General features: G+C 57.6%; 18 protein-coding genes. 2 read left to right on the plus strand and 16 right to left on the minus strand.

Annotated elements, in window-relative coordinates; translation table 11 throughout:
• Window positions 1-10: 10 nt before the first annotated feature.
• The 6 genes from ACVWY8_RS02940 to pflB form a co-directional block, all read right to left on the minus strand.
• Window positions 11-2,797, minus strand: a complete 2,787-nt coding sequence (locus ACVWY8_RS02940; protein ID WP_457393197.1) for a bifunctional acetate--CoA ligase family protein/GNAT family N-acetyltransferase — start codon at window positions 2,795-2,797, stop codon at window positions 11-13.
• A gap of 10 nt (window positions 2,798-2,807) precedes the next feature.
• Window positions 2,808-5,444, minus strand: coding sequence for a bifunctional acetaldehyde-CoA/alcohol dehydrogenase (adhE, locus tag ACVWY8_RS02945; RefSeq protein WP_457393195.1), 2,637 nt, complete (start codon window positions 5,442-5,444; stop codon window positions 2,808-2,810).
• A 92-nt stretch (window positions 5,445-5,536) separates the two neighbouring features.
• The gene (locus ACVWY8_RS02950) at window positions 5,537-5,947 is read right to left on the minus strand and encodes an OsmC family protein (RefSeq protein WP_011431909.1); all 411 of its coding nucleotides are present in this window, start codon (window positions 5,945-5,947) and stop codon (window positions 5,537-5,539) included.
• Between the two features lie 182 nt (window positions 5,948-6,129).
• Entirely contained in the window at window positions 6,130-6,879 is a 750-nt protein-coding gene (gene pflA, locus ACVWY8_RS02955) for a pyruvate formate-lyase-activating protein (protein WP_011431910.1), read from the minus strand.
• A 225-nt stretch (window positions 6,880-7,104) separates the two neighbouring features.
• Complete coding sequence (locus ACVWY8_RS02960; protein WP_457393192.1) at window positions 7,105-7,515, minus strand: pentapeptide repeat-containing protein; 411 nt, start codon at window positions 7,513-7,515, stop codon at window positions 7,105-7,107.
• A gap of 81 nt (window positions 7,516-7,596) precedes the next feature.
• Complete coding sequence (gene pflB / locus ACVWY8_RS02965; protein WP_457393190.1) at window positions 7,597-9,903, minus strand: formate C-acetyltransferase; 2,307 nt, start codon at window positions 9,901-9,903, stop codon at window positions 7,597-7,599.
• A 413-nt stretch (window positions 9,904-10,316) separates the two neighbouring features.
• Here pflB and ACVWY8_RS02970 point away from each other — a divergent pair, with 413 nt between their 5' ends.
• Entirely contained in the window at window positions 10,317-11,393 is a 1,077-nt protein-coding gene (locus tag ACVWY8_RS02970; protein WP_457393188.1) for a VOC family protein, read from the plus strand.
• A gap of 91 nt (window positions 11,394-11,484) precedes the next feature.
• On the opposite strand, the gene sufU is transcribed toward ACVWY8_RS02970, so the two are convergent.
• From sufU to cobM, 5 genes are all read right to left on the minus strand, one after another.
• Window positions 11,485-11,967 carry a Fe-S cluster assembly sulfur transfer protein SufU gene (gene sufU / locus ACVWY8_RS02975; protein ID WP_011434254.1) on the minus strand — a complete coding sequence of 161 codons (483 nt, stop codon included), beginning with the start codon at window positions 11,965-11,967 and terminating at the stop codon, window positions 11,485-11,487.
• A gap of 167 nt (window positions 11,968-12,134) precedes the next feature.
• The gene (locus tag ACVWY8_RS02980; protein ID WP_457393185.1) at window positions 12,135-13,313 is read right to left on the minus strand and encodes an NAD(P)/FAD-dependent oxidoreductase; all 1,179 of its coding nucleotides are present in this window, start codon (window positions 13,311-13,313) and stop codon (window positions 12,135-12,137) included.
• Window positions 13,310-14,116 carry a sulfurtransferase gene (locus tag ACVWY8_RS02985; protein ID WP_457393183.1) on the minus strand — a complete coding sequence of 269 codons (807 nt, stop codon included), beginning with the start codon at window positions 14,114-14,116 and terminating at the stop codon, window positions 13,310-13,312. Before ACVWY8_RS02985 ends, ACVWY8_RS02980 begins: the two co-directional genes overlap by 4 nt.
• A gap of 59 nt (window positions 14,117-14,175) precedes the next feature.
• Window positions 14,176-16,257, minus strand: coding sequence for a tetratricopeptide repeat protein (locus tag ACVWY8_RS02990; protein ID WP_457393180.1), 2,082 nt, complete (start codon window positions 16,255-16,257; stop codon window positions 14,176-14,178).
• 202 nt (window positions 16,258-16,459) lie between these two features.
• On the minus strand, window positions 16,460-17,260 hold the full coding sequence (gene cobM / locus ACVWY8_RS02995; protein ID WP_457393177.1) for a precorrin-4 C(11)-methyltransferase: 801 nt from the start codon (window positions 17,258-17,260) through the stop codon (window positions 16,460-16,462).
• Between the two features lie 450 nt (window positions 17,261-17,710).
• On the opposite strand from cobM, the gene ACVWY8_RS03000 reads away from it, so the two are divergent.
• Window positions 17,711-18,070 (plus strand): DUF559 domain-containing protein, encoded by a 360-nt coding sequence (locus ACVWY8_RS03000; protein WP_148202775.1) that lies wholly within the window; start codon window positions 17,711-17,713, stop codon window positions 18,068-18,070.
• Between the two features lie 40 nt (window positions 18,071-18,110).
• Here the strand turns inward: ACVWY8_RS03000 and ispD are convergent, their stop codons facing one another.
• The 5 genes from ispD to ACVWY8_RS03025 form a co-directional block, all read right to left on the minus strand.
• The gene (gene ispD, locus ACVWY8_RS03005) at window positions 18,111-18,818 is read right to left on the minus strand and encodes a 2-C-methyl-D-erythritol 4-phosphate cytidylyltransferase (protein ID WP_414381026.1); all 708 of its coding nucleotides are present in this window, start codon (window positions 18,816-18,818) and stop codon (window positions 18,111-18,113) included.
• Between the two features lie 40 nt (window positions 18,819-18,858).
• Window positions 18,859-20,229 (minus strand): ammonium transporter, encoded by a 1,371-nt coding sequence (locus ACVWY8_RS03010; protein ID WP_240527655.1) that lies wholly within the window; start codon window positions 20,227-20,229, stop codon window positions 18,859-18,861.
• Window positions 20,230-20,543: 314 nt separating this feature from the next.
• Complete coding sequence (locus ACVWY8_RS03015; protein WP_457393174.1) at window positions 20,544-21,956, minus strand: ammonium transporter; 1,413 nt, start codon at window positions 21,954-21,956, stop codon at window positions 20,544-20,546.
• Between the two features lie 154 nt (window positions 21,957-22,110).
• On the minus strand, window positions 22,111-22,449 hold the full coding sequence (locus ACVWY8_RS03020; protein ID WP_011430352.1) for a P-II family nitrogen regulator: 339 nt from the start codon (window positions 22,447-22,449) through the stop codon (window positions 22,111-22,113).
• Window positions 22,450-22,599: 150 nt separating this feature from the next.
• Entirely contained in the window at window positions 22,600-24,015 is a 1,416-nt protein-coding gene (locus ACVWY8_RS03025; RefSeq protein ID WP_457393173.1) for an IctB family putative bicarbonate transporter, read from the minus strand.
• Window positions 24,016-24,632: the final 617 nt, after the last annotated feature.

The raw sequence follows: 24,632 nt of genomic DNA on the forward strand, positions 1-24,632 counted from the left end.
TTAAGGATCCCTAGGCAGGACAGGGGGTGGGGATCGCCGCATCGACAGCGAGATCCAGCGTGGCCTTGAGAATGCCAGGATCCTCTGGAGAAGGGCGCAACTGAAACCCCAGCCGCTGACACAGGCGGCGCATGGCCTCGTTTTCGCAAAGAACCTCGCCGGTGAGGTGCTGGATCCCTTCGCAGCGGGCCACCTGGATGAGGCGGGTCAACAGCTCTGTGCCAATCCCTTGCCGTTGATAGGGATCCGCCACCAGCATGGCAAACTCTGCTTCTTGGGGAAAGCCATGTTTTCTGGAGAGGCGGCTGATGCCGAGGATTAAGGACTTCGTCCCGCTGACGCGATTGGCCTCTGGCTCCTGTTTTTCTGCTACTAAGGCAATCTCGCGGTCGTAATCGTTAAAGCAAATGCGGGTAAGGCGCTCGTGGGCGATGCGGGCGCTGTATTTGATCGGGTGGAAGTAGCGCAGATAGACGCTGTAATCGGAGACGTGGCGGTGAAAATCGATCACCAAAGGCTCGTCTTCAGGGCGAATGGGGCGAATGGTGATGCCGTCCCGGAAGCTCCAGATGTACTGGGTGGGATAGGGGCGGATGGCCAAGGGCACCTGGGGATCCTGCTCGGTTCGCAAAATGACGCGGGCATCCAAAGCCAGCAGGCCCTCGCTGGAAGCCAGCAGCGGATTGATGTCGATCTCTTTAATCTCCCGCTGCTCGGCCACCAGTTGGCTAAAGCGCACCAAGAGCTGTTCCAGGGCCTCCAGATCGACAGCTGGGCGTCCGCGTACCCCCCTGAGGGCCTTGTAGATGAGGGTGTTTTCCATCAGGCGCCGCGCCAAGGTGGTGTTGAGGGGGGGAAGGCCAATGGAGCGATCCTGAAACACCTCCACCAGTTGTCCGCCACTGCCAAACAGCAACACCGGCCCAAACTGGGGATCCTGGCTGCTCCCCAGGATCAGCTCATAGCCATCCGTGTCCACCATCGGCTGCACCGTGACCCCCTGGAAGTGCTCCGGCCCCGCTTTCTCGCTGACGTTGCGGAGGATTTGCCCGAAGGCCCGGCGCACCGCCTCAGCATCGGGCAGGTTGAGCTGCACGCCGCCCACATCGGTTTTGTGGGTGAGGGTGTGGGAGTAGAGCTTCACCACCACCGGGTAGCCCATGGCCTCGGCAGCTTCCACTGCTGCTTCGGGGCTCTCGGCCACCCGCGTCGGCACCACGGGGATCCCGTAGGCGGCCAGGATTTCCTTAGATTCGACCTCCGTGAGAAGCGTGCGGCCTTCCCGCCTCGCCTGGGCAAGGGTTTGCTGCACTTTTTCCTGCTCCACTGGCCTGGTGGGAGCCAGGGTGGGGGTTTCGTAGAGGGCCTTGAGGTTGTCACTAAAGCGCCACAGATGGCTAAACACCCGCGCCGCTTGATCCGGGTAGCGGTAGGTAGGGATCCCGGCTTGGTTGAGGATGTGCTCGCCCGCATCCACGCCAGCTCCCCCCATCCAACTGGCCAGGATAGGCTGCCGGGATCCACTGCGCCGCCAGGTCTCCACCACTTTCTCGGCAGTGGCCGTGGGATCCGTCATGGCTTGGGGGGTGAGGATGACCAGACAGCCCTGGCTGCCGGGATCTTGCAACACCACTTCCAAAACTTGGGCAAAGCGCCCCGGATCTGCGTCCCCCAAAATATCAATGGGATTGCCGTGGCTCCAGTGGGGGGGCAAGATCTGGTTAAGCTGCTCCAGGGTTTGGGGAGAAAGCTCGGCCAGGGATCCGCCGGCGCGGATGAGGGCGTCGGTGGCCAGCACCCCCGGCCCGCCGGCATTGGTGAGGATGGTGAGGTGGGGCCCTTGGGGACGAGGCTGTTTGGCCAGCACCTCCGCCATGTCGAAGAGATCTTCAATGCGATCCACCCGCAGCACGCCACAACGGCGAAAGGCCGCATCCAAAACCGCGTCGCTGCCGGTGAGGGATCCCGTGTGGGAGGCTGCTGCCTGGGCTGCTGCCTGGGTGCGTCCCGCCTTGATGACAATGATGGGCTTGCTCAGGGCCACCTCTCGGGCCGCGGACAGAAAAGAGCGGGCATCCCCGATGGATTCCATGTACAAGACAATGCTGTGGGTATGGGGATCCTCGCCCAGGTAGTCAATCAGATCTCCCCAGCCCACATCCAGCATGGATCCCAGAGAGATAAAGGCGCTGAAGCCCACATTTTCCTGCAGGCTCCAGTCCAGGATCGAGGTGCACAGGGCCCCACTTTGGCTGATGAAGCCCACATTGCCGGGCCGGGCCATCTGGGCAGCAAAGGTGGCGTTTAAGCCCGTGTGGGGGTTTTGGATCCCCAGGCAGTTGGGGCCAATCAAGCGCAGCTTCCCAAGGACTCCGTCCCGCTGACGCGATTGGATAGTCTGCTGAATTTGCTTCTCCAGCTCCCAGCCAGCAGGGCCCGTTTCCTTGAAGCCTGCTGAAAGAACAATGGCGCCCTTGACCCCGGCTTCTACGCACTCCTGCACCACCTTGGGCACCCCCGCTGCCGGAATGGCGATAATGGCCAGATCCACCGGCTCCGGCAAAGCGGAAAGCCGCTCATAGGCCCGGATCCCCAACACCTGGTGCCGCTTGGGATTGACCGGGTAAACCGTGCCGCCAAAGGGGTGGCTAATGAGGTTCCACAACACCGTCCGCCCCACGCTGCCCTCCCGCTCCGTGGCCCCCACCACCGCCACCGAACGGGGCAGAAAAATGGGATTCAGGGGATGGGATCGGGCCCTCCAGATATCCACACTGGGATCCAGTCGTTGCCACATACCCTACTCCTTAGGCCAACACTGGTTCCGGCTGGTGGTAGAGGGCAGAATCCACCCGGCAGCCCCGATAGGCCAAAACGTACAGCTCCTTCATGTCTTGAATGAGGGGATAGCGGGGGTTGGCGCCGGTGCATTGGTCGTCAAAGGCTTGCTCCGCCATCGCCTCCAGACGGTCGTAAAACTCCCGCTCTTTCTCCCCCAGGGCCTCGCGAATGGTGGCCGGGATCCCCAGTTTCCGCTTGAGTTCTTCGATGGCCTCGATGAGGCGCATGACCTTTTCATCGTCAGAGGACTCCGCCCCGCCCAACTGTAGGTAATCGGCAATTTCCGCGTAGCGGTGTTTGGCGTTGGGATAGCGGTATTGGGGAAAAATGGCCTGCTTAAAGGGGGCGTCGGTGGCGTTGTAGCGGATGACGTGGGTAATCATCAGGGCATTGGCCAGGCCGTGGGGCAGATGGAAGGTGGATCCCAGCTTGTGGGCCAGGGAGTGGCACACCCCCAAAAAGGCGTTGGCAAAGGCCATGCCGGCAATGGTGGCGGCGTAGTGAACTTTTTCTCGGGCTTCTGGATCTGCAGCACCTTTTTCATAGGCCCGCGGCAGGTAGGTCATCAGGAGCTTGATGGCCTGCAGGGCCAGCCCATCGGTAAAGTCGCTGGCCATCACCGACACATAGGCTTCCAGAGCATGGGTGAGGGCATCGATGCCGCCGTAAGCCGTTAGCTTCTTGGGCATCTTTAAGGTGAGATCCGGATCCACAATGGCCATGGTGGGGGTGAGGGCGTAGTCCGCCAGGGGGTATTTGATCCCCACCCGGTCATCGGTCACTACGGCAAAGGGCGTCACCTCGGATCCCGTGCCGGAAGTGGTGGGGATGCAGATGAGCTGAGCTTTTTGCCCCAGTGGCGGCAGCTCGTAAACCCGCTTGCGGATGTCCATAAAGCGCATCGCCAAGCCTTCAAACTCCACCTGGGGCTGCTCGTACATCAGCCACATCACCTTGGCCGCATCCATCGGGGATCCCCCACCGACCGCGATGATCACATCCGGTTGAAACTGGCGCAACTGCTCCAGACCGCGATTGACGTTGCTGAGGGTGGGATCCGGCTCTACATCGTGGTACACATCCCAGCTCACGCGAATCTCATCCAAAACCTGGGTGATGGGATGCAATATGCCCAACTCAAAGAGCGGCTTATCGGTCACCAAAAAGGCGCGTTTTTTGCCGGCCAATTCCCGCAGAGCAATGGGTAGACATCCGGGCTTGAAGTAAACCTTGGGCGGGATCCGAAACCAGAGCATGTTTTCCCGACGTTGGGTTACCGTTTTAATGTTGAGCAGGTGGCGCGGCCCCACATTCTCGGAGATCGAATTGCCTCCCCAAGTGCCACAGCCCAAAGTCAGAGAGGGATCCAGCTTGAAGTTGTAGAGATCCCCAATGGCCCCTTGTGAAGAGGGAGTGTTGATCAACACTCGCGCCGTTTGCAGGGCATTTTCAAAGTAGGCAATATCGTCCCGATTGGCGGGATCTGTATACAAAACAGAGGTGTGTCCCCGCCCGCCGAAATTGACCAGTTGGACAGCAACATCTACGGCGCTGTGGAAATCGTTGGCGCGGTAGAGGGCCAGAACAGGGGCCAATTTTTCGTAGGAGAAGGGCTCCTCCGGCCCCACCTTCTCCACTTCCCCAATCAGCAGTTTGGTGCCTTCGGGTACCTGGATACCGGCCAGGGCAGCGATGGTCTGCACCGACTGGCCCACAATGGCCGGATTGAGGCGACCGTCTTTGAGAAGGATGCGGCGCACGGCTTCGATTTGTTCCGGATCCAAAATGTAGGCCCCCCGATGGCCGAACTCGGCCTTGACCTGCTCGTAGATGGCATCCACCACCACCACTGCCTGTTCTGAGGCACAGATCATGCCGTTGTCGAAGGTCTTGCTCAACAAAATCGAGCTGACAGCCATGGGGATATCGGCACTGGCATCGATCACCGCCGGGGTATTGCCCGCTCCCACCCCCAAAGACGGGTGGCCCGAAGAGTAGGCCGCTTTAACCATGCCAGGCCCGCCGGTAGCCAAGATCAGCTTCACCTCAGGATGCTGCATTAAGGCCTGAGAAAGCTCTATGGTGGGCTCGTCGATCCAGCCGATCAACCCCACAGGAGCGCCCGCTGCCTCGGCAGCTTCTCTGACCACTTTGGCCGCGGCAATAGTACATTTTTTGGCGCGGGGATGAGGGGAAAAGATAATGCCGTTGCGGGTTTTGAGGGTGATCAGAGCCTTGAAAATGGTCGTTGACGTGGGGTTGGTTACCGGCACAATGCCTGCCAAAAGACCCACCGGTTCAGCAATTCTCTCGTAGCCAAAACTCTCATCCCGCTCGATAACCCCGCAGGTTTTCTCGTGTTTGTATTTGTTGTAAATGTATTCCGAGGCAAAGTGATTTTTGATCACCTTGTCTTCCACAATGCCCATGCCGGTTTCCTGTACCGCCAGCTTGGCCAACGGGATCCGTTCGTTGTTGGCAGCCAGAGCGGCTTTGTGAAAAATCCGGTCTACCTGTTCTTGGGTGAAAGTTGCATATTCAGCTTGGGCAGCCTTCACCTGCTGGATCAAGGTTTCCAGCTCGGCTAGATTGGTTACTGGCATCGGTGGATCCCTCCAAAACTCATCAAGACTTAGACGATAGGAACAATTGACAATCGGATAGTTGGAAATAGTCGAATAACCCGAATGGCAATCTAGGCGCCAACAGGAGCAGGAACTTGGATTTCGGTGGTCAGGGTGGGGGGATGGGTAAGCGTATTGTGAATGATGCAGGCATCAACTGTTTTTTCCAGACCCTTTTGATGCCTTTCGTCCAGCGGGATCCCGATTTTGACTTGGATGCGAATGTTGTCTAGGCGAGCCGGATGCTCAACTTTCTCCGCCGTGACCACCACCTCTAGTCCACTAGGATCCAACTGTCGCGCTTCCAGATATTTGACGGCATAAAAACCAACACAGGCACCCAGAGAAGCCAGAAACCATTCCGGCGGCGTCATTCCCTGATCTCGACCGTGATTGTCCAAAGGCTGGTCGCTGAGAATGCGGTGCCCTCGGCTTTCCGCTTGGAACTGAACACCATCGCGGTAGGTGACGCAAACTTCCATTGGGGATCCCTCCTCTTGGGGTATTCTTCAGTTCACATAGAGTCCGTAAAGTTAGCCTGAGGATCAACTTGGATTCCAGTCAGCTCAGGGCCAATCTGGAGACGGTGCAGAGATTAACTGTGAATCACTTCGGATCTAAGCGTGACCTGGCTATGCTGACCCAAGCCGCAACTGCAGAATTGTCAAATAGCCACCAGTCCTTGATCCCGAAAGATTTGTAATGCATGATTCACCTGTTCGGGTGTGGGTGGATCGACATCGGCAAGGGTGTAAGGCAATCCCAATTGCTGCCATTTGTATTCCCCCATCTTGTGAAAGGGCAAAACTTCCACTCGCTCCACGTTGGATAAGGTGGCCACAAACTCGGCCAGACCCTTAATGTTTTCCTCGGGATCCGTCAAGCCGGGAACCAGCACAAAACGAATCCAGGTAGGCTTGTGGATCTGGTCTAAATAGCGGGCCAGATTAAGAGTGGGTTCTAGCGAAACGCCGGTGACCTTTCGATACAGCTCCGGCAGATAAGACTTGATATCCAGCAACACCAAATCTGTATGCTCCAACACAGGCTTGGCTGCTTCCAGTTGCCCATAGCCAGAAGTATCCAAAGCCGTGTGCAAGCCCAACTCATGACAGCGACGGAAGATCTCAGCTACAAAGGTGGGTTGCATTAAAGGCTCTCCCCCGGTAGCCGTAACTCCCCCCCCTCGCAAGTAATTCTTGTAACGTTGGATCTCGGCAATCAAAGACTCAACCGTAACAAGCTGTCCCGCCTGCGGATCCCGACAGTCAGGGTTGTGGCAATACAAACAGCGAAGTGGACAACCCTGTGTAAAAATTACGAAGCGGATTCCTGGCCCATCGACGGTGCCACAGGTTTCCACCGAGTGAATGCGCCCAGCAATTGGTGTCAGGGGGTTCATAACGGTATCCATACTTTTATCCTGGATGACTTTTGCAAAATATCAATCAATCTTGAGGTTTTCTTCCAGATTGCTAACTCAGGTTAAATAGAACACAGTTTCCATTTCTCTTTGGATTAGGTTGGGACTAGATTTTTTTAGATCCCTAGGGTCTTTTAGCTAGACCGCTGCTATCCTGGCTGGAAGGGAGAAAGGGGGATAAAAAGCCGAAAGGGCAGCTTGGGGATCCCACCCAGCTCAGACCGATGGGTCGTGTGGGCTAGGCACGGAGGTATCCACCGTGATGCCGTGCAGGCGGTGGGCCTTGGGATCGAAATCCTTCGGGAAATGGGTATAGGCATCGAAATCTGCGTGATCCAACAAGGCTCCTTCTAAGAGCGCCCCTCGAAAATTGCTGCCAAAGAGGAGACATCCCCGCAAATCGGCTCCCGATAGGTTAGCTCCGCTGAAGTCGGCAAAACTGAGATCGCACCCCCGCAAATTGGCCCCCGCCAAGTTGGCCCCACTGAAATCGGCATAGCTGAGATCGGCGCCAGCCAAATGGATCCCCTGCAGGTTAGCCCCCTGCAAATCGATCTCCCGAAAATCGCGCCGTCCTGAGGCATACTGGCTGACCAGATCCGCAGCGCTACAAACAGTCATGATCATCGGGCCTCCTCGGTTATCGATGGGGGATCCCTTCCATCGACCCCGGTATGGGCGGACTTCAGGGATCCCCAGGCTGGTCTTTTAGCAGTGTTGATGGAACGTGCGGTTAACGACATCCAGTTGCTGCTCGCGGGTGAGCTTGATGAAGTTCACCGCATAGCCGGAAACCCGGATGGTGAGCTGTGGGTAGAGCTCCGGGTGCTCCATGGCATGCAGCAGGGTCTCGCGGTTGAGAACATTGACGTTGAGGTGGAAACCGCCATCCCGCATGTAGCCATCCAGCAGCCCCACTAGATTGGCAACCCGCTCCTCCGCTGTGCGACCTAGGGCCGCCGGCACAATCGAGAAGGTGTTGGAGATCCCATCCAGAGCGTCGTCGTAGGGCAGCTTGGCCACCGAAGCCAGCGACGCCACCGCCCCCTTGGTGTCCCGGCCGTGCATGGGGTTGGCCCCTGGGGCAAAGGGCTCGCCCGCTCGCCGCCCGTCGGGGGTGTTGCCGGTTTTCTTGCCGTAGACCACGTTGGAGGTGATGGTGAGGATGGACTGGGTGGGGATGGCATTGCGGTAGGTCTTGTGCTTGCGCAGCTCGGCCATGAAGGTCTGCACCAGTTGCACCGCAATGGAGTCAACTCGGTCGTCGTTGTTGCCGTATTTGGGGAAGTCGCCCTCCACCGCGTAATCCACCACTAGGCCCCGCTCATCCCGGATGGCCCGTACCCGCGCGTATTTGATGGCGGATAGGGAGTCGGCTGTTACCGACAGGCCGGCCAACCCAAAGGCCATGGTGCGCAGCACGTCCCGGTCGTGCAGGGCCATCTCCAGGCGCTCGTAGCAGTACTTGTCGTGCATGTAGTGGATGATGTTCATGGTGTTGACGTAGGTTTTGGCCAGCCAGGCCATCATCTGCGCCATGCGCGGCCACACCTCGTCGTAGTCCAGGACATCGGCGGTGATGGGGGCGAAAGCAGGAGCCACCTGCTCGCCGGAGATCTCATCCCGACCGCCGTTGATGGCATAGAGCAGGCACTTGGCCAAGTTCACCCGCGCTCCAAAAAACTGCATCTGCTTGCCGATGCGCATGGCCGACACACAGCAGGCGATGCCGTAGTCATCCCCCCAGTAGGGGCGCATCAAGTCGTCGTTTTCGTACTGGATGGAGCTGGTTTCAATGGAGACCTTGGCGCAGTAGCGCTTGAAGGCTTCCGGCAGCCGCTCCGACCAGAGCACGGTCAAGTTGGGCTCGGGCGCTGGGCCAAGGTTGTAGAGGGTATGCAGCATGCGGAAGCTGGTTTTGGTAACCAAAGGCCGCCCATCCAGGCCCATGCCGCCGATGCACTCGGTAACCCAGGTGGGATCCCCGCTGAATAGCTCGTTGTACTCGGGCGTGCGCAAAAACCTGACCATGCGCAGCTTCATAACAAAGTGGTCAATGAGCTCCTGGGCCTCTTCCTCGGTGAGGATCCCGGCCTGCAGATCCCGCTCGATGTAGATGTCCAGGAAGGTGGACACCCGCCCCAAGGACATGGCCGCCCCGTTTTGCTCCTTGACGGCTGCCAGGTAGGCTAGGTACAGCCATTGGATGGCTTCGCGGGCGTTGGCTGCCGGACGGCCCAGGTCAAACCCGTAGCGGGATCCCATCTCTTTCAGCTCTTGTAGGGCCTTAATCTGCTCGGAGAGCTCCTCCCGCAGGCGGATGGTCTCTTCGTCCATCGTGTCCAGGTCTAGACTGGCTTTTTGGGCCTGCTTGTCTTCGATGAGCCGATCCACCCCGTAGAGGGCCACCCGCCGGTAGTCCCCAATGATGCGACCCCGACCGTAGGCATCGGGCAGGCCGGTGATAATCCCGGAGCGGCGGCAGCGGCGCATCTCTTCGGTATAGGCGTCAAAAACGCCGTCGTTGTGGGTTTTGCGGTACTGGGTAAAAATTTCCTTGGTGCGGGGATCCAGCTCGTAGCCATAGGCTTTGAGGGAAGACTCCACCACGCGGATGCCGCCAAAGGGCATGATGGCCCGCTTCAGGGGTTTGTCCGTCTGCAGCCCCACAATTTGTTCCAGCTCTGGGTCGATATAGCCAGGGGCGTGGCTGGTGATGGTAGAGGGAACGGCAGTATCGGCATCTAGGATCCCTCGCTCTCGCTCCAGAGCCATCAAATCCTTGACCTTGGCCCACAGCCGCTGGGTGCGCTCGGTGGCTGCAGCTAAGAAGGTTTCATCGCCGGTGTAGGGGGTGTAATTCCGTTGAATAAAGTCTCTGACGTCGATGGAGCGCTGCCAGGATCCCGTTGCAAAATCGCTCAAAACTTTTTGACCGGCTGCGTTGGATCCTGTCCTTGGTTCCGCCTTCAATTCTGTAGGTGATGCTACAGAACGCTGCACACTGGCAACCATAACAATCCTCCCGGCTATTACGCCTGATAATCTATCGACAGGGCGAGGCAGCACCCCGGCCTTTGCCCCACGCAGGCTCTAAAAGAGAGCTAAAGAACCAATAGATCTCTGCAAGGCTTATAGGGATCCTACGAAGGGCTTTTAGCAACTCTTCTGTTTCTTTTTTAGGCGTTCTAAATACACCTCGCCTGATTTAATTTTAGTCCCTTGCGCTCTGAGGATATTTTCGGTTGCGTGATTTTTTAATCTTATTTTCATCCTATTTTTTAATGCTGTTTTAATATCTTCTTAACGTTGTTTTACGCTTTTCCATCGGCAAATGGCGGGCCTATGCTGAGGTAGGACGGCCCAGGTCGTCTGTTGCCGTGAGAACGTCAGGATACTCGGCCTTTGCCTTAGCAGTGCCTTGCTCTATGAACCAGTCCAATCGAATCGTCCAAGGGATCCATCACCTGCACTTCTATCTTTGGGATCTGCCCCGTTGGCAGGAACACTTTTGTCAGGTTTGGGGCTTCCGAATGGACGGACAGCTCGGCAGTACCCTCTGTCTGCGTCAGGGATCCCTGCGCTTGCGCCTATCTCAGCCGGCTCACGCCGGGGATGAGGTGGATCGCTATTTGCAGCAACATTCGCCTGGGGTGGTGGATGTGGCCTTGGCGGTGGAGGAGCAAGAGCTGTTGGGCTTGGCAGAGCTTTTGCAGAGGCGAGGAGCCCAAGTGGAGTGGATCCCGGCAGAAGACGAAGGCTGCCCTGCTCTGTGCCTGCGCACCCCCTATGGACTTCGGCATTCTTTGCTCCCCAGCTCAGGGATCCCCGATTCAGCCCCTGCTGAGGAGAACCTGTTTTCCCACTGGGATCACCTGGTATTGAACGTGGAGCAGGGATCCCTGCAGGCAGCGGCAGATTGGTATGGGCAGGTGCTGGGTTGGCGGTCTCTGTATCGCTATAGCATCCGCACCAACACCTCTGGCCTAGAAAGTGTGGTGGTGGGAGATCCTGAAGCCGGGATCCAGTTGGCCATCAACGAGCCCACCTGTGCCGCTTCCCAGATCCAGGAGTTTTTGGATGCCCATCATGGCCCTGGCCTGCAACATGCGGCGTTGCACAGCTCAGATGTCTTCGCCAGTGTGCGCCGGCTGCGACAGGGAGGCGTAAACTTTCTGCAGGTGCCACCGGAGTACTACACAAACCTGGCAAGGGAGCTGGCCTCTGGAGCAGTACTCCCTTCTGGTGGGTTGCCCACCATCTCCTGGCACGACTTGGTGGAGCAGCAGCTCCTTTTGGATACCACCTTGCCTGCCTCTGATTCCCGACACCCCCCCCTGTTGTTGCAAACCTTCACTCAGCCTCTGTTTGGCCGGCCCACGTTTTTTTTCGAGGTCATCCAACGGTTGGGTGGAGCCACAGGCTTTGGCGAAGCCAACTTTCAAGCCCTGTTTGAAGCTCTAGAACGCCAACAGCGACAACGGCAGCAAGCCCTGGTCTGCTAACACCCTTGAGCACCAGGGGAATGTCTCCAGTTAATCAACACGATTGATTGCCCCTGAGTTTCCAGCCGATATTCGGGTATGCGGAAGGCGGTCAGTCGGTGTTTTCGTTGCTCACAAAGGCCGACCCATTGGCCTGGGGTTCGGGCGATTCCAGCGCGTATTTGAGCGCATGCCAGGCCAGGTTGGCGCATTTGATGCGCACTGGAAATTGGGCTACCCCTTTCATGGCGTTCAAAGCCCGTTGCTCCCGCGGGAACTCTTCGCCACCGCGCATCATGGCTTGGAAGCGCTCCACCAACTGCAGAGCTTCGGGGATGGTGCGCCCCCGCACCGCATCCGCCATGAGATCGGCAGAAGCCAGGGCAATGGCACAGCCTGCCCCCTCGAATTTGATATCGACAATCCGCTCCTGGCTGGGATCCAGTTGTAAGGTGAGGTCGATGGTGTCGCCACAGGAGGGGTTATGGCCACGTTGGTGGCGGTGGACGGGATCCACTCTGCCGAAGTTGTGGGGCTTTTTGTACCGCTCCAGAATGACTTGCTGATAGAGTCCGCGCAGGTTATCTAGAGGCATTGTTGCTCCTGGTTGGTCGCTGCTCTGGCCGGTCGGCAAAAGTCGATCCGCTCATAGCCCATTGCCGCCGGGAATAGCCATAGTTCTCAGATATTCAGGATTTGGGAAGCGAGCCCGACCTGGCCCATCTGGTCTTGATCTTAACCCCGTTCTTGGTAGAGCTTGAGTCAGTAGAAAAACTCCTGCCAGCGCAGGGGCTTAAGTTTGCGCATGTACAGCCAATCAAAAAAGTTCTTCAGCACCGTAGCTGAATAGCCGCGCCAGACCAGCCTGCCTTTCTCGGCAACGGCAACGCGGTTCCCCACCGTTACACAAACAAAAACCGTGGCCTGCGGTCGGTAGGGGATCAGAGGTTGGCCGCGGATGAGCCGCAGCAGGTTTTGGGCTGCAATTGGCCCCTGGCGCACCGCGTACACGCCGATCTTGGGCAAGAGGCGGGATCCCCAAACAAAGTCAGCGCAGTCCCCCACCGCCAGGATGCGCTCTGAGCCTTGCACCCGCAGGTATTTGTCCACGAGCAGGGATCCCGTCGGCCCTGTTGGCAAGCCGCAGGTGCTCAACCAGCTCGGCACCTGGAAGCCACCTGCCCACAGGCGGGTCTGAGCTATCAACTCGGTGCCATCCGAGAGCCACACCTGCTCCGGCCCAAAGGCTTTCACCTGACATCCGGCCCAGATTTCCACCCCCAGATGGCGGATTTCCCTTTCCACCGCCCGGCGGAAGGGTTCCGAGAAGCCCTCGACCAGATGGGCCTGGCGATGGATCAAGATCAGCCGGGCTTGAGCCAAGGGGATCCCTGTTTTTGCGCTCATCTGCCGACAAAGATCGTAGAGTTCCCCCATCAGCTCTGTGCCGGTACAGCCTCCTCCCGCCACCACAAAGGTCAGCAGGCCCGGCGTCGGATCCCCCTGGGCTGCCCGTTGCCAGCACTGCCGGATCCAGGTTTGGGCGGCCACCAATTGTTCTGCCGGTCGAATGGTAAAGGCATGTTGGATCCCATCGATGGGGCGCAACTCCCGGCCCACATTCACCAACAGATAGTCGTAGGCAAGGGTTTGCATCCCGGCTTCGCTCTCCAGGGTCAGGGTTCGGGCTTCGGGTTGGATGTGGGTGACTCGCCCCGGCAAAAACTGGGCGCCGTTGGCTTGAATATGCTCCAGCAAAGGGATCCGCACCAGCTCCAGAGAAAACCGACCACTCAGCAGCCGCGTGGACATGCCTGAATTAACACTGTAGGGATAGGGGTTGATGGCGATCACCCGTGCCTGCCCTTTGAGCACCCGCAAGGCGTCGATGGCTCCATAGCCACATCCGGCCAAGATCACAGTGGGCAGGGATCCCCTCATGGCTGGAGCGGGAACCGCTGGGGATCCCCGGCTGCCCATTCCAGGATGGAACCGGAATAGCTTTTGGCCTGCCGGCCCACGTGGGTTAAAACCACCGTGACCCAAGCGGCGCGAACCCCAGCTGTGCAGTAGGCAATGATCTCGGCTTCCGGAGGGATCCCGGCTTTTTGCAGGCGGGAGTGAATTGCAGCGGGCGGCAACAGGAATCCCGCCATGTCCATCAGCTCTTTGTAGTAGAGATGCACAGCGCCGGGGATGTGCCCACCGCGCGCCTCACCATAGGGGGTGGCTCCCTCGTATTCTTGGGCTTCGCGACTGTCGATGATCGCCACACGGTTGGAGCCAAGGCTGGCCCGCAGGGTGTCCCGGTCGATGTTCCACCGGTCGGTTCGCTGCACTACAAAGTCGCCCCGTTGCAGTTCGTCGGCGCTTTGTCGGGTTGTGGTCAGCACTCCCTCCTTCACCAGGGCCGGATAGCCCCCATCCACCATAACCGCCTGGGGATGACCCAAGCTGCGCAACATCCAAACGATCCAGCCATCTTCTCCCCAGCCCTGTAGCGGATCGGCAGCAACTACCACCGGACGCCCCTGAAACACGCCAAGGCCCTGCAGCTTTTCGGTGAGAAGGGCATCATCTGCCAACAGCTTGCCGCTGTTTGCAGCCTCTGGTTGAGTAAACTCCGTCCAGTTCACCGGAATTGAACCCTTCAGGATCCCGTCGGCTTGCAATTCCGCACTGCGTGCATCCAGAAGCGTTGCCCCTTGTTGGATGAGCTGGATGGCGGTTGCAGGGCTGACCACCCAACCTGGCGTTGGTGTTATGGGTTGAGAGAACCTTAACTGGAAGATCCTATCCCACCTTACGGGACGAGTAGGCCGGTATGGGCCTCTTCCATCTGTTTGGAGAGAAGCCGTTGCAGGCTCACTCTGGCTTCGGAGAAGTTGGGAGCGATTTCCAAAGCCGAGCGAAAGTGTTCAATGGCCTGCTCCAGCTTGCCTTGGCGGGCAAGGATGGATCCCAGACGATAGTGAGCTGCTCCATAGCTGCCATTGCTGCGAATGGCCCGTCGATAGCTGGCCTCCGCCGAGGTTAGATCCCCCTTGATGCGCGCCACTTCGCCCAGGCCAAAGTGAGCTTCCGGCAACTCTGAATCTCCTTGGAGGGCCTGTTCAAACTGCTGCATAGCCTGCTGCAACTGTTGGGGCTGGATGAACTTGCGCCCAGAGGCATCCCGTTGTTTGGGCCCCAAGTAGGCTAGGCCAGTGGCGGCCATCGCTGCGTGCAGATCGGGGGCCAGCTCCAAAGCCCGCCGGTAGTTCTTCACAGCTTCGCTGTATTGCTCTTGGCTTGCCAACACCAGGCCCAAGCCGTAGTAGGCGCGAGCCTGCTGTCTTTTGAACTGGCCATTGAAGATCACCTGGCTGAACTCCTGGCTGGCTTGAGCCAGATGGCCTGCATGTACCATTGCCAAACCCAGATCCACCCGCACAGCGGCTGCCAACTCAGGACTGAGATCCAGGCTGAGGGCAGTTCGGAAGGCTGCTATTGCCGCTTTTAACTGACCTTTGCGCATCAGCGCTTGTCCCATCACGGCGTGGCCCAGGCCCAGGCGACCATTCAGCCCCAAAGCAGCCCAACAGGAATCGATGGCCTCGTCCCATTGCCCCAGCTTGAGGCGAATTTGAGCAACGCAAAGATGGGCCTCGCTGAAGTGGGGATCCAGCCCCAGGGCCTTTTGTTGCTGAGCTAACGCTTCTGCCCAGTTGCCCTTCTCTGCCCAGGCTTGGCCGAGCAGGCTATAGATCTCAGCTTGGGCGGATCCCTGGGTGAGGGGGAATGCTTCGGGTAAGTGGGCCAGAACTTCATCCGGCTGATGCTGGGCCAGCCACTGCCGTGCTAGAGCCTTCAGAGTTTCCACCAGGTGGGTGTTGATGCCGCTCCAGTTCGGGTTCAGGTGTTTGGCCTGTTGGTAGTGGCTCAATGCCTCCTGCAGTCGGTTGGTTTTTGCCAACAGATGGGCCAGTTCAATGTGGGCCTCTACGTGATCTGGCTGTCGCCGCACAGCCTCCTGAAACCGCTCCACTGCCTCAGGAATTGGATTGGCCTGTAAAAAGGACAGCCCTTCTGTAAAGGGATCCTGGGATCCCTCCCGCTCAAAGGTGTTGATGGCACGCCGGCCTTGCCAACCCAGCCAGCCCCCCCCTGCAGCCAAGATCAACAGCGGGATCCCCAGCCCCAGCGATCTGGCTCGGGCAGGGACATCGGCTTGCCCAAAAGAGCGCACCACCAACCCAGCCCCCAGCAGGAGAGACAAAGCCAGAGCTCCCCCCAAGAAGGGCCTTAGAGCAGGCCTGTGCAACCATTGATCAAGTGTCGGAAAGTTGGCCGGAACGTCGATAGGAGAACTGGGGCGAGCAGTTGTAGGCAGAGGGGTCGGGATCCCGTCTTGGGAAGGGGCATGGCCAACCGAGGCCTGGCTTGGAGCCGCTTCTGGCCAGCGCTCTTTCTGAATTTTGGGAACCGGTGCCCCCAGAGTTTTAACTTTGCGAAAATCGGAGTTGTGGTCGGGATCCACAACAGGTTTTTGGGCCTCCAGCACCTTGATCTCAGAAATCTTGGTGCCCGGTAATACAATCTGCGTGGCATCGGCACTGCTTTCCCCAGAGGACAAGTAGAAGACTTTTTTCCACTGCGGCTGTGTTTCCCCCTGAAGCCGACCGTACACCACCAGTTGGCTAACTCCCTGCACAGGCAAGCCCCCCAATTGGCTGGCAACTCGATGCAACACCATAGAGCGGCTAAACATCCCCTGCCGTGGGAGATCCACCATGAGGTAAAGGACATCTTGCTTCAGGGCCGAACGGGTTGGCAGGGGGGCCAGGGCCTTCTGCAGAGCCTTGATCAGGGTTTCCACGCTGCGAGCAGCAGATGAGCCAGCCATAAAGTTAGAGTTCGCAAAGTTAAGTTCGCAAAGTTAAGTTAGAGAGTGAAAAAATGGTCTTGTAACAACTCCAATCCAAGAGGGATCCACTTCTCTCGGCAAAAACGAGTACCCCCTCGCCAGAAGTCAAGGCCTCTGACCTCATCTTGCTGCCTCATTGTGCTCAATCTGCCGGAGTCCGTCAATATACTGAAAGGGCCTGTTACAAACGGGGCTGCTGGCCCATTTTGCGACGGAAAAGGTGGGTGTGGTCAGGGCTGTAGAGCCGCGAGCGGGCAGATCTGGAGCTTGACAAGCCTTTCAAGGCAGGGCTGACGAGATAGAGCACTGTGCGTTCTAAGCCGGCTTGCCGGGTGAGGGCGGCCATCTCGGCCAGGGATCCCAGCCAGATCTGTTCGTCCGGCCAACCCAAGCGATAACAAACGGCAACCGGGGTATCGGCGGGGTAGTGAGCCAGCAGATCTGCCTGCGCTTGTTCTACGTGGCGGGCGCTCAGATATAGACACAAAGAGGCGCGGTGGGCTGCCAGACTGGCCAGGGCTTCTGCTTCTGGTACCTGGGTGCGACCGCTGGCGCGGGTGAGGATAATCGTCTGTACTAACTTGGGTATGGTCAACTCCACCTGCAAACGGGCGGCTGCCAATTGAAAGGCGCTTACTCCCGGCACGATCTCAAAAGGGATCCCTCCCTCCGCCAGCCGGATCAGCAGCTCGTGCAGAGCGCCGTAAAGGCAGGGATCCCCATCCTGCAGCCGCACCACCCGCCGCCCCGCCTTGACCCGTTCCACAATTTGCGGCAGCAGCGTTTCCAGCGTGAAGGAGCGGGTGTCAATGGCCTCAACCCCAGGGCGACAATGGGCCAGCACTCCCTCTGGCACCAAAGAACCTGTGTAGAACACTACATCGGCTTCCGCCAGCAGTCTTTGCCCCCGCAGGGTAATCAGCTCCGGATCCCCGGGGCCAGCCCCGACAATGTAGACAGGCCACGACGTCGGTTCGCGCATTTGCTTGCTTCCTACCCCTTCAAGGGCCTCTTTGAAGATCCCTTTTCCAAAGTCTTTTCAAACTGGATTCCAAGGGAACTTATCTGGAGGCTCAAGCATGCAAGATCACGACAGGCACTCGCATCCCATCTTAAGGTACGTTCGGAAAGACTATTATCCCTACGTTGTTTTACCCCAGCCGATTGCTCTCCTCCTGAGGGGGCCAGATCTCCCACCTTGCCCGCCGGAGCCTGAGCCGCCACAGATGCCTGCCCGTCCGCTGGAGCCGGAGCCGCCACAGATGCCGGAGCGCCCAACGGAACCTGAACTACCTCGAATGCCGGAACGCCCTGTTAGGCCAAATCTACCCGAGCTACCCCAGCCTTTGATGGGCAAGCTGCAATCGGCATGGGCAACTGGTGCTGGTGCATAGAGCAGTCTAGTGTCCGGTGCTATACCCCTGATATCGCAATGCAGGTATCTAGAGATGGAAAAAGATCACTCGTTTTACTCATTGACATTGAAATTGATGAGCCATGGTTTCTTGAAGGTAATCTGTGTAGGCCAGCCCATACTGTGAATGATCCTAAGCAAAGTAAGCGTGATGCTTATCTAGCGGATAGAGGCTGGGTTGTAGTTCGGTTCTCAGAACGGCAAGTTTATGAAGAAAGTGAAAAGTGCATTAATCTCATCTTTTGCTTGGTTTCAGGTGTCTTGGGTGCATTAGATTCTAAACAGCCAGACTTATCATTTTCATTTCCAACGGACCACAAGAGATGGGGTGATCAAAGTGCTCTTAGTGAACCTAGATTTCCTCCTTCCTACTTTTAATTCCCAAGGTTGAGACTGGCCCTACCGGGATTGAATTGAGCTAACGCGCTGGTCCGAGACGCTGCTGCAGGATTTGTGCGGCCAGCAACACATCCAGGGGGGTGGTTAGCTTCAGATTGGATTCCTCCCCTTCGACGATGTAGACTGGCCAACCCAGCTTCTCGAATAGGGCTGCATCATCGGTTACCTGCCAACCCTGGGCCAGAGCCTCCCGATGGGCTTGCCATAGCATCGACAGGCGAAACCCCTGCGGCGTTTGCGCTGCCCACAGCCGGCTGCGTTCTGGGGTTGACTGAATTTGGATCCCTTTTGGGCCTGCCTCAGCGACTTTAATCGTGTCCTTGACAGGGATCCCCGCGATGAGACCATCCACCTGCTGCAAAGCAGCACTACAGCGATCGAACAACTTAGGGGTAGCTAGGCAGCGGGCCCCATCGTGGATCAACACCCGCTCTACTGTTCCCAGGTTATAGAGATACTCAACCCCCCTGTAAACCGACTCCTGCCGCGTCGCCCCCCCTTGTAAAAGCTGCACCGGCGTGGACAGATCCATTGCCGCCAGGATCTGCTCGATGGCTGGCCAATCGCCGGGTTGGGAGAGAATGCCGATCCACTCGATGGAGCTGGCTCGATCCGCAGCCTGCAACGTCCAAGCCAAAATCGGCTGACCCAAGAGCGGCAGCAACAGCTTATTGACCGCAGCTCCCATTCGCTTGCCGCTGCCAGCCGCCGGGATCAGAAGGTGCATGGGATCCAAAAGTGCATCCAACCGGATCCCAGTGTACTGCTCAACCTTCCAACTCTCCCGAAGCAGTGACAAAGTCAGGGTAGGCAATGTTGCCGTGCTCGCCAATATCCAAGCCGGCCAACTCTTCTTCTGCCGAGACGCGCAGACCGATGGTGCCCTTCAAAATCAAAAACAAAGCCAGACAACAGATAAAAGACCATCCTCCCAGGGCAATAACCCCCAGAATCTGTACCGGCAACACCGCCCAAGTCACCCCCGCTTCCGCATGGGCAAACCACGGGATCCCTGCAGCAATGACCCCCCAAGCGCCGCACACCCCATGTACCGACACCGCCCCCACCGGGTCATCCACCTTCAAGGTGCCCTCGATAAACAGCACCGACAACACCACCAACACCCCGGCCACCGAGCCGATAAGGATTGCCCCCAAAGGATGAACAGTGTTGCAAGGAGCAGTAATGCCCACCAGCCCCGCCAGTGTCCCATTGGCTGCAAACGTCATGTCCGGCTTGGTAAAAATGGCCCAGGAAGTACAGAGAGCGCCGATGGCTCCTGCCGCCCCGGCCAAATAGGTATTGAAAGCAATCCAGCCAATATCAGGAATCGCTGCCGTTGTAGAGCCGGCATTAAAGCCAATCCAGCCCAGCCACAGGATCAACGCCCCCAACATGCCCAAGGGTAAGCTATGCCCGGGAATAGCCCGCGGCTCCCCATTGGGACCATACTTGCCCAAGCGCGGCCCCAACACCAAAGTTCCCGCAAAAGCTGCAGCCCCACCCACCAAGTGCACCACCCCCGACCCGGCAAAGTCAATGTAGCCCAGGTTTTCCAGCCAGCCGGCTGTACCACCGTTGTAGTCGGCAAACAGGCCATTCCAGGCCCAGCCCCCGGAAATCGGGTAGATCGCCCCAGAGATGACGATGGAGTAAATCAAATAAGCCAAAAAGCGGGTGCGTTCCGCCATTGCCCCGGAGACAATGGTGGCAGCGGTGGCGGCAAACACCAGTTGGAAACAGAAGAACGTGAAAGGCCAAGCATCGTTTTGACTGCCGGCTTCAGCTCCCTGTTGCCAGTTGAAAAAAAACCAGTTGGTGCCCAAAAAACCGGCCACATGGGATCCGAACATCAGCCCAAACCCCAAAAACCAAAAAGCGCAGGCCCCGAAGCAGAAGTCCATCAGGTTCTTCAGGACAATGTTGGTAGCATTTTTAGCCCGCGTGAAGCCCGCCTCCACCATGGCAAAGCCCGCCTGCATGAAAAACACCAGCGCCCCGGCCACCGTTGTCCAGACGATGTCGGCATGGTATTGCTGAGTTTTCAGTAAGGTTTGTAGCTCAGCCCAAGCCTCGGGTGGGAGAGCCTGTTCCAGAGCCGTGAGATCCGTCTGGGCCAGAGCAGGCGGGGCAACCAAACTTCCCAACCCCAGCAAAGCTCCAACCCCCAGCAGGACTTTCCCCCCTGTCCTCAAACCCAAAAGGATCCCCTGCCGAAGACGAGAGAAAACAGTCTCACCTATCTGACTTTTCATCTCGATTCCAAGTCCCACACCTCGATTTTGAGCTATTTCTCCCCTCCTACCCGTAACCACCTACACCAATGCCACCAAATACATCAACAAGCCACAAAAGAGAGGGCCAGCCCTGACCCTCCCTTTTGATGCTCATTTGATGCTCAGTTCAGCAATGCTCCGATCCGGCAACCCCAGGTCAGACCGAGCACAACGGCTCAAGATTGCTCCGAATCGGTGGCGGCAGTAACGAAGTCGGGGTAGGCCACGTTGCCATGCTCGCCCACATCCAAACCGGCGATCTCTTCCTCGGCGCTGGTGCGCAGGCCGGTTACAGCCTTGAGGATAAAGAACAGAATCAAGCAGGTAATAAAGGGCCAGAGGAAGTAGGCCAGAGCGCCCACCACTTGTACCCCAAATTGGGCCCAGGTGACCTCTTCAGCATAGTTGGCATTGGCAAAGAAGGGGATCCCTGCTGCCAACACCCCCCAGATACCACAGGTGCCGTGTACCGAAATCGCGCCCACCGGGTCATCAATTTTCAGCACCGTATCCAGGATCACCACCGAAATCACCACCAGAATCCCGGCCACCGAGCCGATGATCAGAGCACCCAAAGGATGGACGCTATCGCAAGGGGCAGTGATCCCCACCAAGCCGGCCAGGACACCGTTGGCGGCAAAGGTCATATCCGGCTTGCCAAAATGAACCCAAGAGGTGAACATCGCCCCAATTGCTCCAGCCGAAGCTGCCAGCAGCGTATTCATGGCAATCCAGCCAATATCGACAGAGGCTGCAGTGGTGGAACCGGCATTAAACCCGATCCAGCCCAAGGCGAGGATAAACACCCCCAACATCCCCAGCGGCAGGTTGTGGCCGGGAATAGCCCGCGGCTCTCCATTGGGGCCGTACTTGCCAATGCGAGGGCCAAGCGCGATCGCACCTGCCAAGGCCGCAGCGCCCCCTACCAAATGCACCACCCCCGACCCGGCGTAGTCGATGTAGCCCAGATTTTCCAGCCAGCCGGCTGTGCCGCCGTTGTAGTCGCCGAACAGCCCGTTCCAGGCCCAACCCCCAGAGATGGGGTAGATTAGCCCAGAAATAACGATGGAGTAGATCAAGTAGGCCAAGAACTTGGTGCGCTCCGCCATGGCTCCGGAAACAATGGTGGCGGCAGTGGCGGCAAACACCATCTGGAAAACAAAAAAGGTGAAAGGCCAGCCGTCTGCCTCGTAAGCCTGCTGCCAGCCAAAAGCAAACCAGTCGGTGCCGAAGAAGCCAACACTTTTGCCGAACATGAGGCCAAACCCGATGAACCAGAAGGCGCAACAGCCCATGCAGAAGTCCATCAAGTTCTTCATCATGATGTTGGCGGCATTCTTGGCGCGGGTAAAGCCCGTCTCTACCATGGCGAACCCCGCCTGCATGAAGAACACCAAGGCTGCTGCCACGATCGTCCAAACAACGTCAGCGTGTTTCTGAACTTCCTCGGCCTCTTGAGCAAAGGCAGTTCCCTGGCCGAATAGAAAAACCAGCGCAGCCATTAGAGCGGCAGTCAGACTCCACTTGGCCGGTCGCCAAAGCCACTGGGGCACCTGGCTCTTGAGCTTTTGGATCATTGTCGTACTCATGCTTTTCGACTCACCTAAAGTGACAGTACTTCTCGCAACACATTACCCGAAAAGTAGGGCAAGAACACCTCATCAGATATACAGCAAAAGAGACATGAAGCAAACTCACACGAGGCTCAGGCCGGGCAACCCAAACCCTGAACGTGATCCCTTCTCATAGGGCATCTTGGTTGAGTTCGCCAGTGCGGATGCGGATGGTTTTTTCGACGGGGCTGATGAAAATCTTGCCATCCCCGATTTCGCCGGTGCGAGCCGCTGCAATCAGCTTCTCCACCACCGTATCCACCAGGTCATCTTCAACCACGATCTCCACTTTCAGCTTTTGTAGGAACTCTACCGTGTACTCGGATCCCCGATAACGCTCGGTTTGTCCCTTTTGGCGACCAAAGCCCCGCACTTCACTTACAGTCATGCCGACAATTCCGGCATTGACCAAAGCAATTTTGACCTCATCCAACTTGAATGGCCGGATTACGGCCTCGATTTTTTTCATTTGCCTCCTGCACCCCGGACAATTCCGCTAATTTCTAACACTACTGACACCTGCAAATTGTAAAAACAGATACATTTTTATCTCCTACTGAAGATGCTTACCACTCTGGATTTGCTCCCGTCAAGACCGGAAGGCCAAGCTTAAGCTACCTTAACGGGAGGAAGTCTCCGATGGGGTCTCACCAACATCCACGGGCGGCTGAGGGCTAAGAGAGGCCAAGCTGGCTGTAATGAGCGCTACCGCAAGCCACCACAGCATTTGTACCTGGGGACGATACCAGATGGTATCCACCAAGCCGTGGGCCATCATGCCGGTGCAAGCGGCCAAGCCTGCTGCCACCCACAGACCCTGGGGATCCCGCAAGTTGAGCAAAGTTTTCCAGCATCTCCAGCCGTGATCCCAGAGCACCAAGAGGAACCAGGCGAAAGTTAAAGATCCGATGAAGCCAGTCTCCACGGTGAGCTGCAGCGGCACTGAATAGGCTCCAAGGGCGCTGAAGTTGCCTCGTTGGTAGAGGGGATAGACGCGGTTAAAGGCAACATTACCGGGGCCGATCCCCAAGATGGGAAAGTCGCGGATCATGTCCAAGACCGCCGCCCAGACGTTGATCCGAAAGTTGTTGCTGGTGTCTAGCCGCCCCCAAAAAAGGCTCTGCACCCGCAGCCGCAGGGAGCGTACCGTCAGGATTCCGAGCAACAAAGCGGCCCCCCCTCCACTCAACAGAACCGGCAAGGCCCAACGCCGCCAACGAGCCGGCAAATCGATAGAGTGCCACTGCGCCAACAACACGGCCATCAGGGTGAGCATAGCCAGCCCCCCAATCCAGGCACCGCGACTGTAGGTGAGCAACAGGCAAATCAGGTTCACCGCCGTCGTAAACCCGGCCAGGAGTTTCGCTCCCCAACTGGGCCAAATCCAAGTGGCGGCCAGCCCCAGGGGAATGACCGGGATCAAGTAGCCCCCGTACAGATTTGGGTTGCGCAGATAGCTGTACACCCGCGTCAGACCCGCCAAACCCGACTCCGGATCCACCCAGGTGGCCAGTTCCGCTGCCCCATAAAAGTATTGCCGCAGGCCGTAGACCCCCATCACCAAGCTGACCAAAAGCAGGGATCCAACGATCCCATCTCGGAATTGGGGTTTGCGCAGCAGACGATGCAACAACAGATAACCAGCCAGGTAGAGAGTCAACTTCAGCCAGCCATCCCGTGCTGCGTAGGCAACCGGAGAGAGAATCGTTGCCAAGGTGGCAATTCCCCAGAAAAGGCCCAGGGGCAGATGCAGCGGCAGCCCAATCGGCATTTCCACCAAAGCGCACAGGCCCACCAGAGCAGCCATAGCCAGCAAAATCAGGCCCAGGATGCCGGTGGAGCTTTGTGCAGAGAAAATCCAGTAGAGCAGCACTAGCCCCAGGCCAATCCGGTCGGAAGTTTGAACCAATATGCTGCTCTTCCCCCAACTTTGCAGGGATCCCAATAGACGACCCAAAAGGCTTCCCTGCCACCAAGCCTTGATGGGAAAATCGCGCAGCAGAAAACCGTGCCACCGTTGCGTTGCTCGTTCCATAACCCTCCGGAGCCTGTTGGGCACAAGTTCATACGCCCCAAGTCACCTTCCGATTGCGTCGGTGGGACGAAGTTCTAGCTTATATCCCCAGAGGCAAAGAGACAACGAAGAAGAGCGCAACTTCTTATCGCGCCAGCCGGACAAAGTACCCCTCAACAAAAACAAAGAACCGGCTGACTCACAAGACTCTACAAGACAAAAGGCATCGAAGAGTTATCAAAGTTGGGTTTTCAATCTTAAGAACAAGTCTCTGTAAAAAGCAAAGAAGAACAGCAGGAAAAACTACAAAAAGCTCTATCTCAATCTTCAATCAAATGTTGGATTGCCGCAATCGAAGATCTCCTGACCTACCACAGACCGATTCTCAAAAGATTCTTCAGGCAACACAGGCTAACACTTGACCTTGGGATCCTCTTTCACCTTCGGCATTAGGAGAAGGGATTTGATCGCCTAAGCGGGATCCAGACCAACCTTCCTTGGCTCTAACTGCGTTCTGGGAATTGGAGTTGGAATAGTGAATCTGAATACGAGTAGGACGGCCCAGACCCAGGGCGGATCCCATGCAACGGGCTAAGATTTGCATCTTATACTCAAACTCGCCAATGCCATCCATAATC

This window comes from Thermostichus sp. OS-CIW-32, assembly GCF_054060415.1.

What these genes read in the sequence shown, in the direction of transcription:
- ACVWY8_RS02970 (WP_457393188.1), top strand. Translation starts at nt 10,317, where the DNA reads ATGAACCAGTCCAATCGAATCGTCCAAGGGATCCATCACCTGCACTTC.
- ACVWY8_RS02990 (WP_457393180.1), bottom strand. Translation starts at nt 16,257, where the DNA reads ATGGCTGGCTCATCTGCTGCTCGCAGCGTGGAAACCCTGATCAAGGCT.
- ACVWY8_RS02980 (WP_457393185.1), bottom strand. Translation starts at nt 13,313, where the DNA reads ATGAGGGGATCCCTGCCCACTGTGATCTTGGCCGGATGTGGCTATGGA.
- ACVWY8_RS02940 (WP_457393197.1), bottom strand. Translation starts at nt 2,797, where the DNA reads ATGTGGCAACGACTGGATCCCAGTGTGGATATCTGGAGGGCCCGATCC.
- cobM (WP_457393177.1), bottom strand. Translation starts at nt 17,260, where the DNA reads ATGCGCGAACCGACGTCGTGGCCTGTCTACATTGTCGGGGCTGGCCCC.
- sufU (WP_011434254.1), bottom strand. Translation starts at nt 11,967, where the DNA reads ATGCCTCTAGATAACCTGCGCGGACTCTATCAGCAAGTCATTCTGGAG.
- ACVWY8_RS02950 (WP_011431909.1), bottom strand. Translation starts at nt 5,947, where the DNA reads ATGGAAGTTTGCGTCACCTACCGCGATGGTGTTCAGTTCCAAGCGGAA.
- ACVWY8_RS03000 (WP_148202775.1), top strand. Translation starts at nt 17,711, where the DNA reads ATGCAGGTATCTAGAGATGGAAAAAGATCACTCGTTTTACTCATTGAC.
- ACVWY8_RS03025 (WP_457393173.1), bottom strand. Translation starts at nt 24,015, where the DNA reads ATGGAACGAGCAACGCAACGGTGGCACGGTTTTCTGCTGCGCGATTTT.
- ACVWY8_RS02960 (WP_457393192.1), bottom strand. Translation starts at nt 7,515, where the DNA reads ATGATCATGACTGTTTGTAGCGCTGCGGATCTGGTCAGCCAGTATGCC.
- ACVWY8_RS03020 (WP_011430352.1), bottom strand. Translation starts at nt 22,449, where the DNA reads ATGAAAAAAATCGAGGCCGTAATCCGGCCATTCAAGTTGGATGAGGTC.
- adhE (WP_457393195.1), bottom strand. Translation starts at nt 5,444, where the DNA reads ATGCCAGTAACCAATCTAGCCGAGCTGGAAACCTTGATCCAGCAGGTG.
- ispD (WP_414381026.1), bottom strand. Translation starts at nt 18,818, where the DNA reads ATGCACCTTCTGATCCCGGCGGCTGGCAGCGGCAAGCGAATGGGAGCT.
- ACVWY8_RS03015 (WP_457393174.1), bottom strand. Translation starts at nt 21,956, where the DNA reads ATGAGTACGACAATGATCCAAAAGCTCAAGAGCCAGGTGCCCCAGTGG.
- pflB (WP_457393190.1), bottom strand. Translation starts at nt 9,903, where the DNA reads ATGGTTGCCAGTGTGCAGCGTTCTGTAGCATCACCTACAGAATTGAAG.
- pflA (WP_011431910.1), bottom strand. Translation starts at nt 6,879, where the DNA reads ATGGATACCGTTATGAACCCCCTGACACCAATTGCTGGGCGCATTCAC.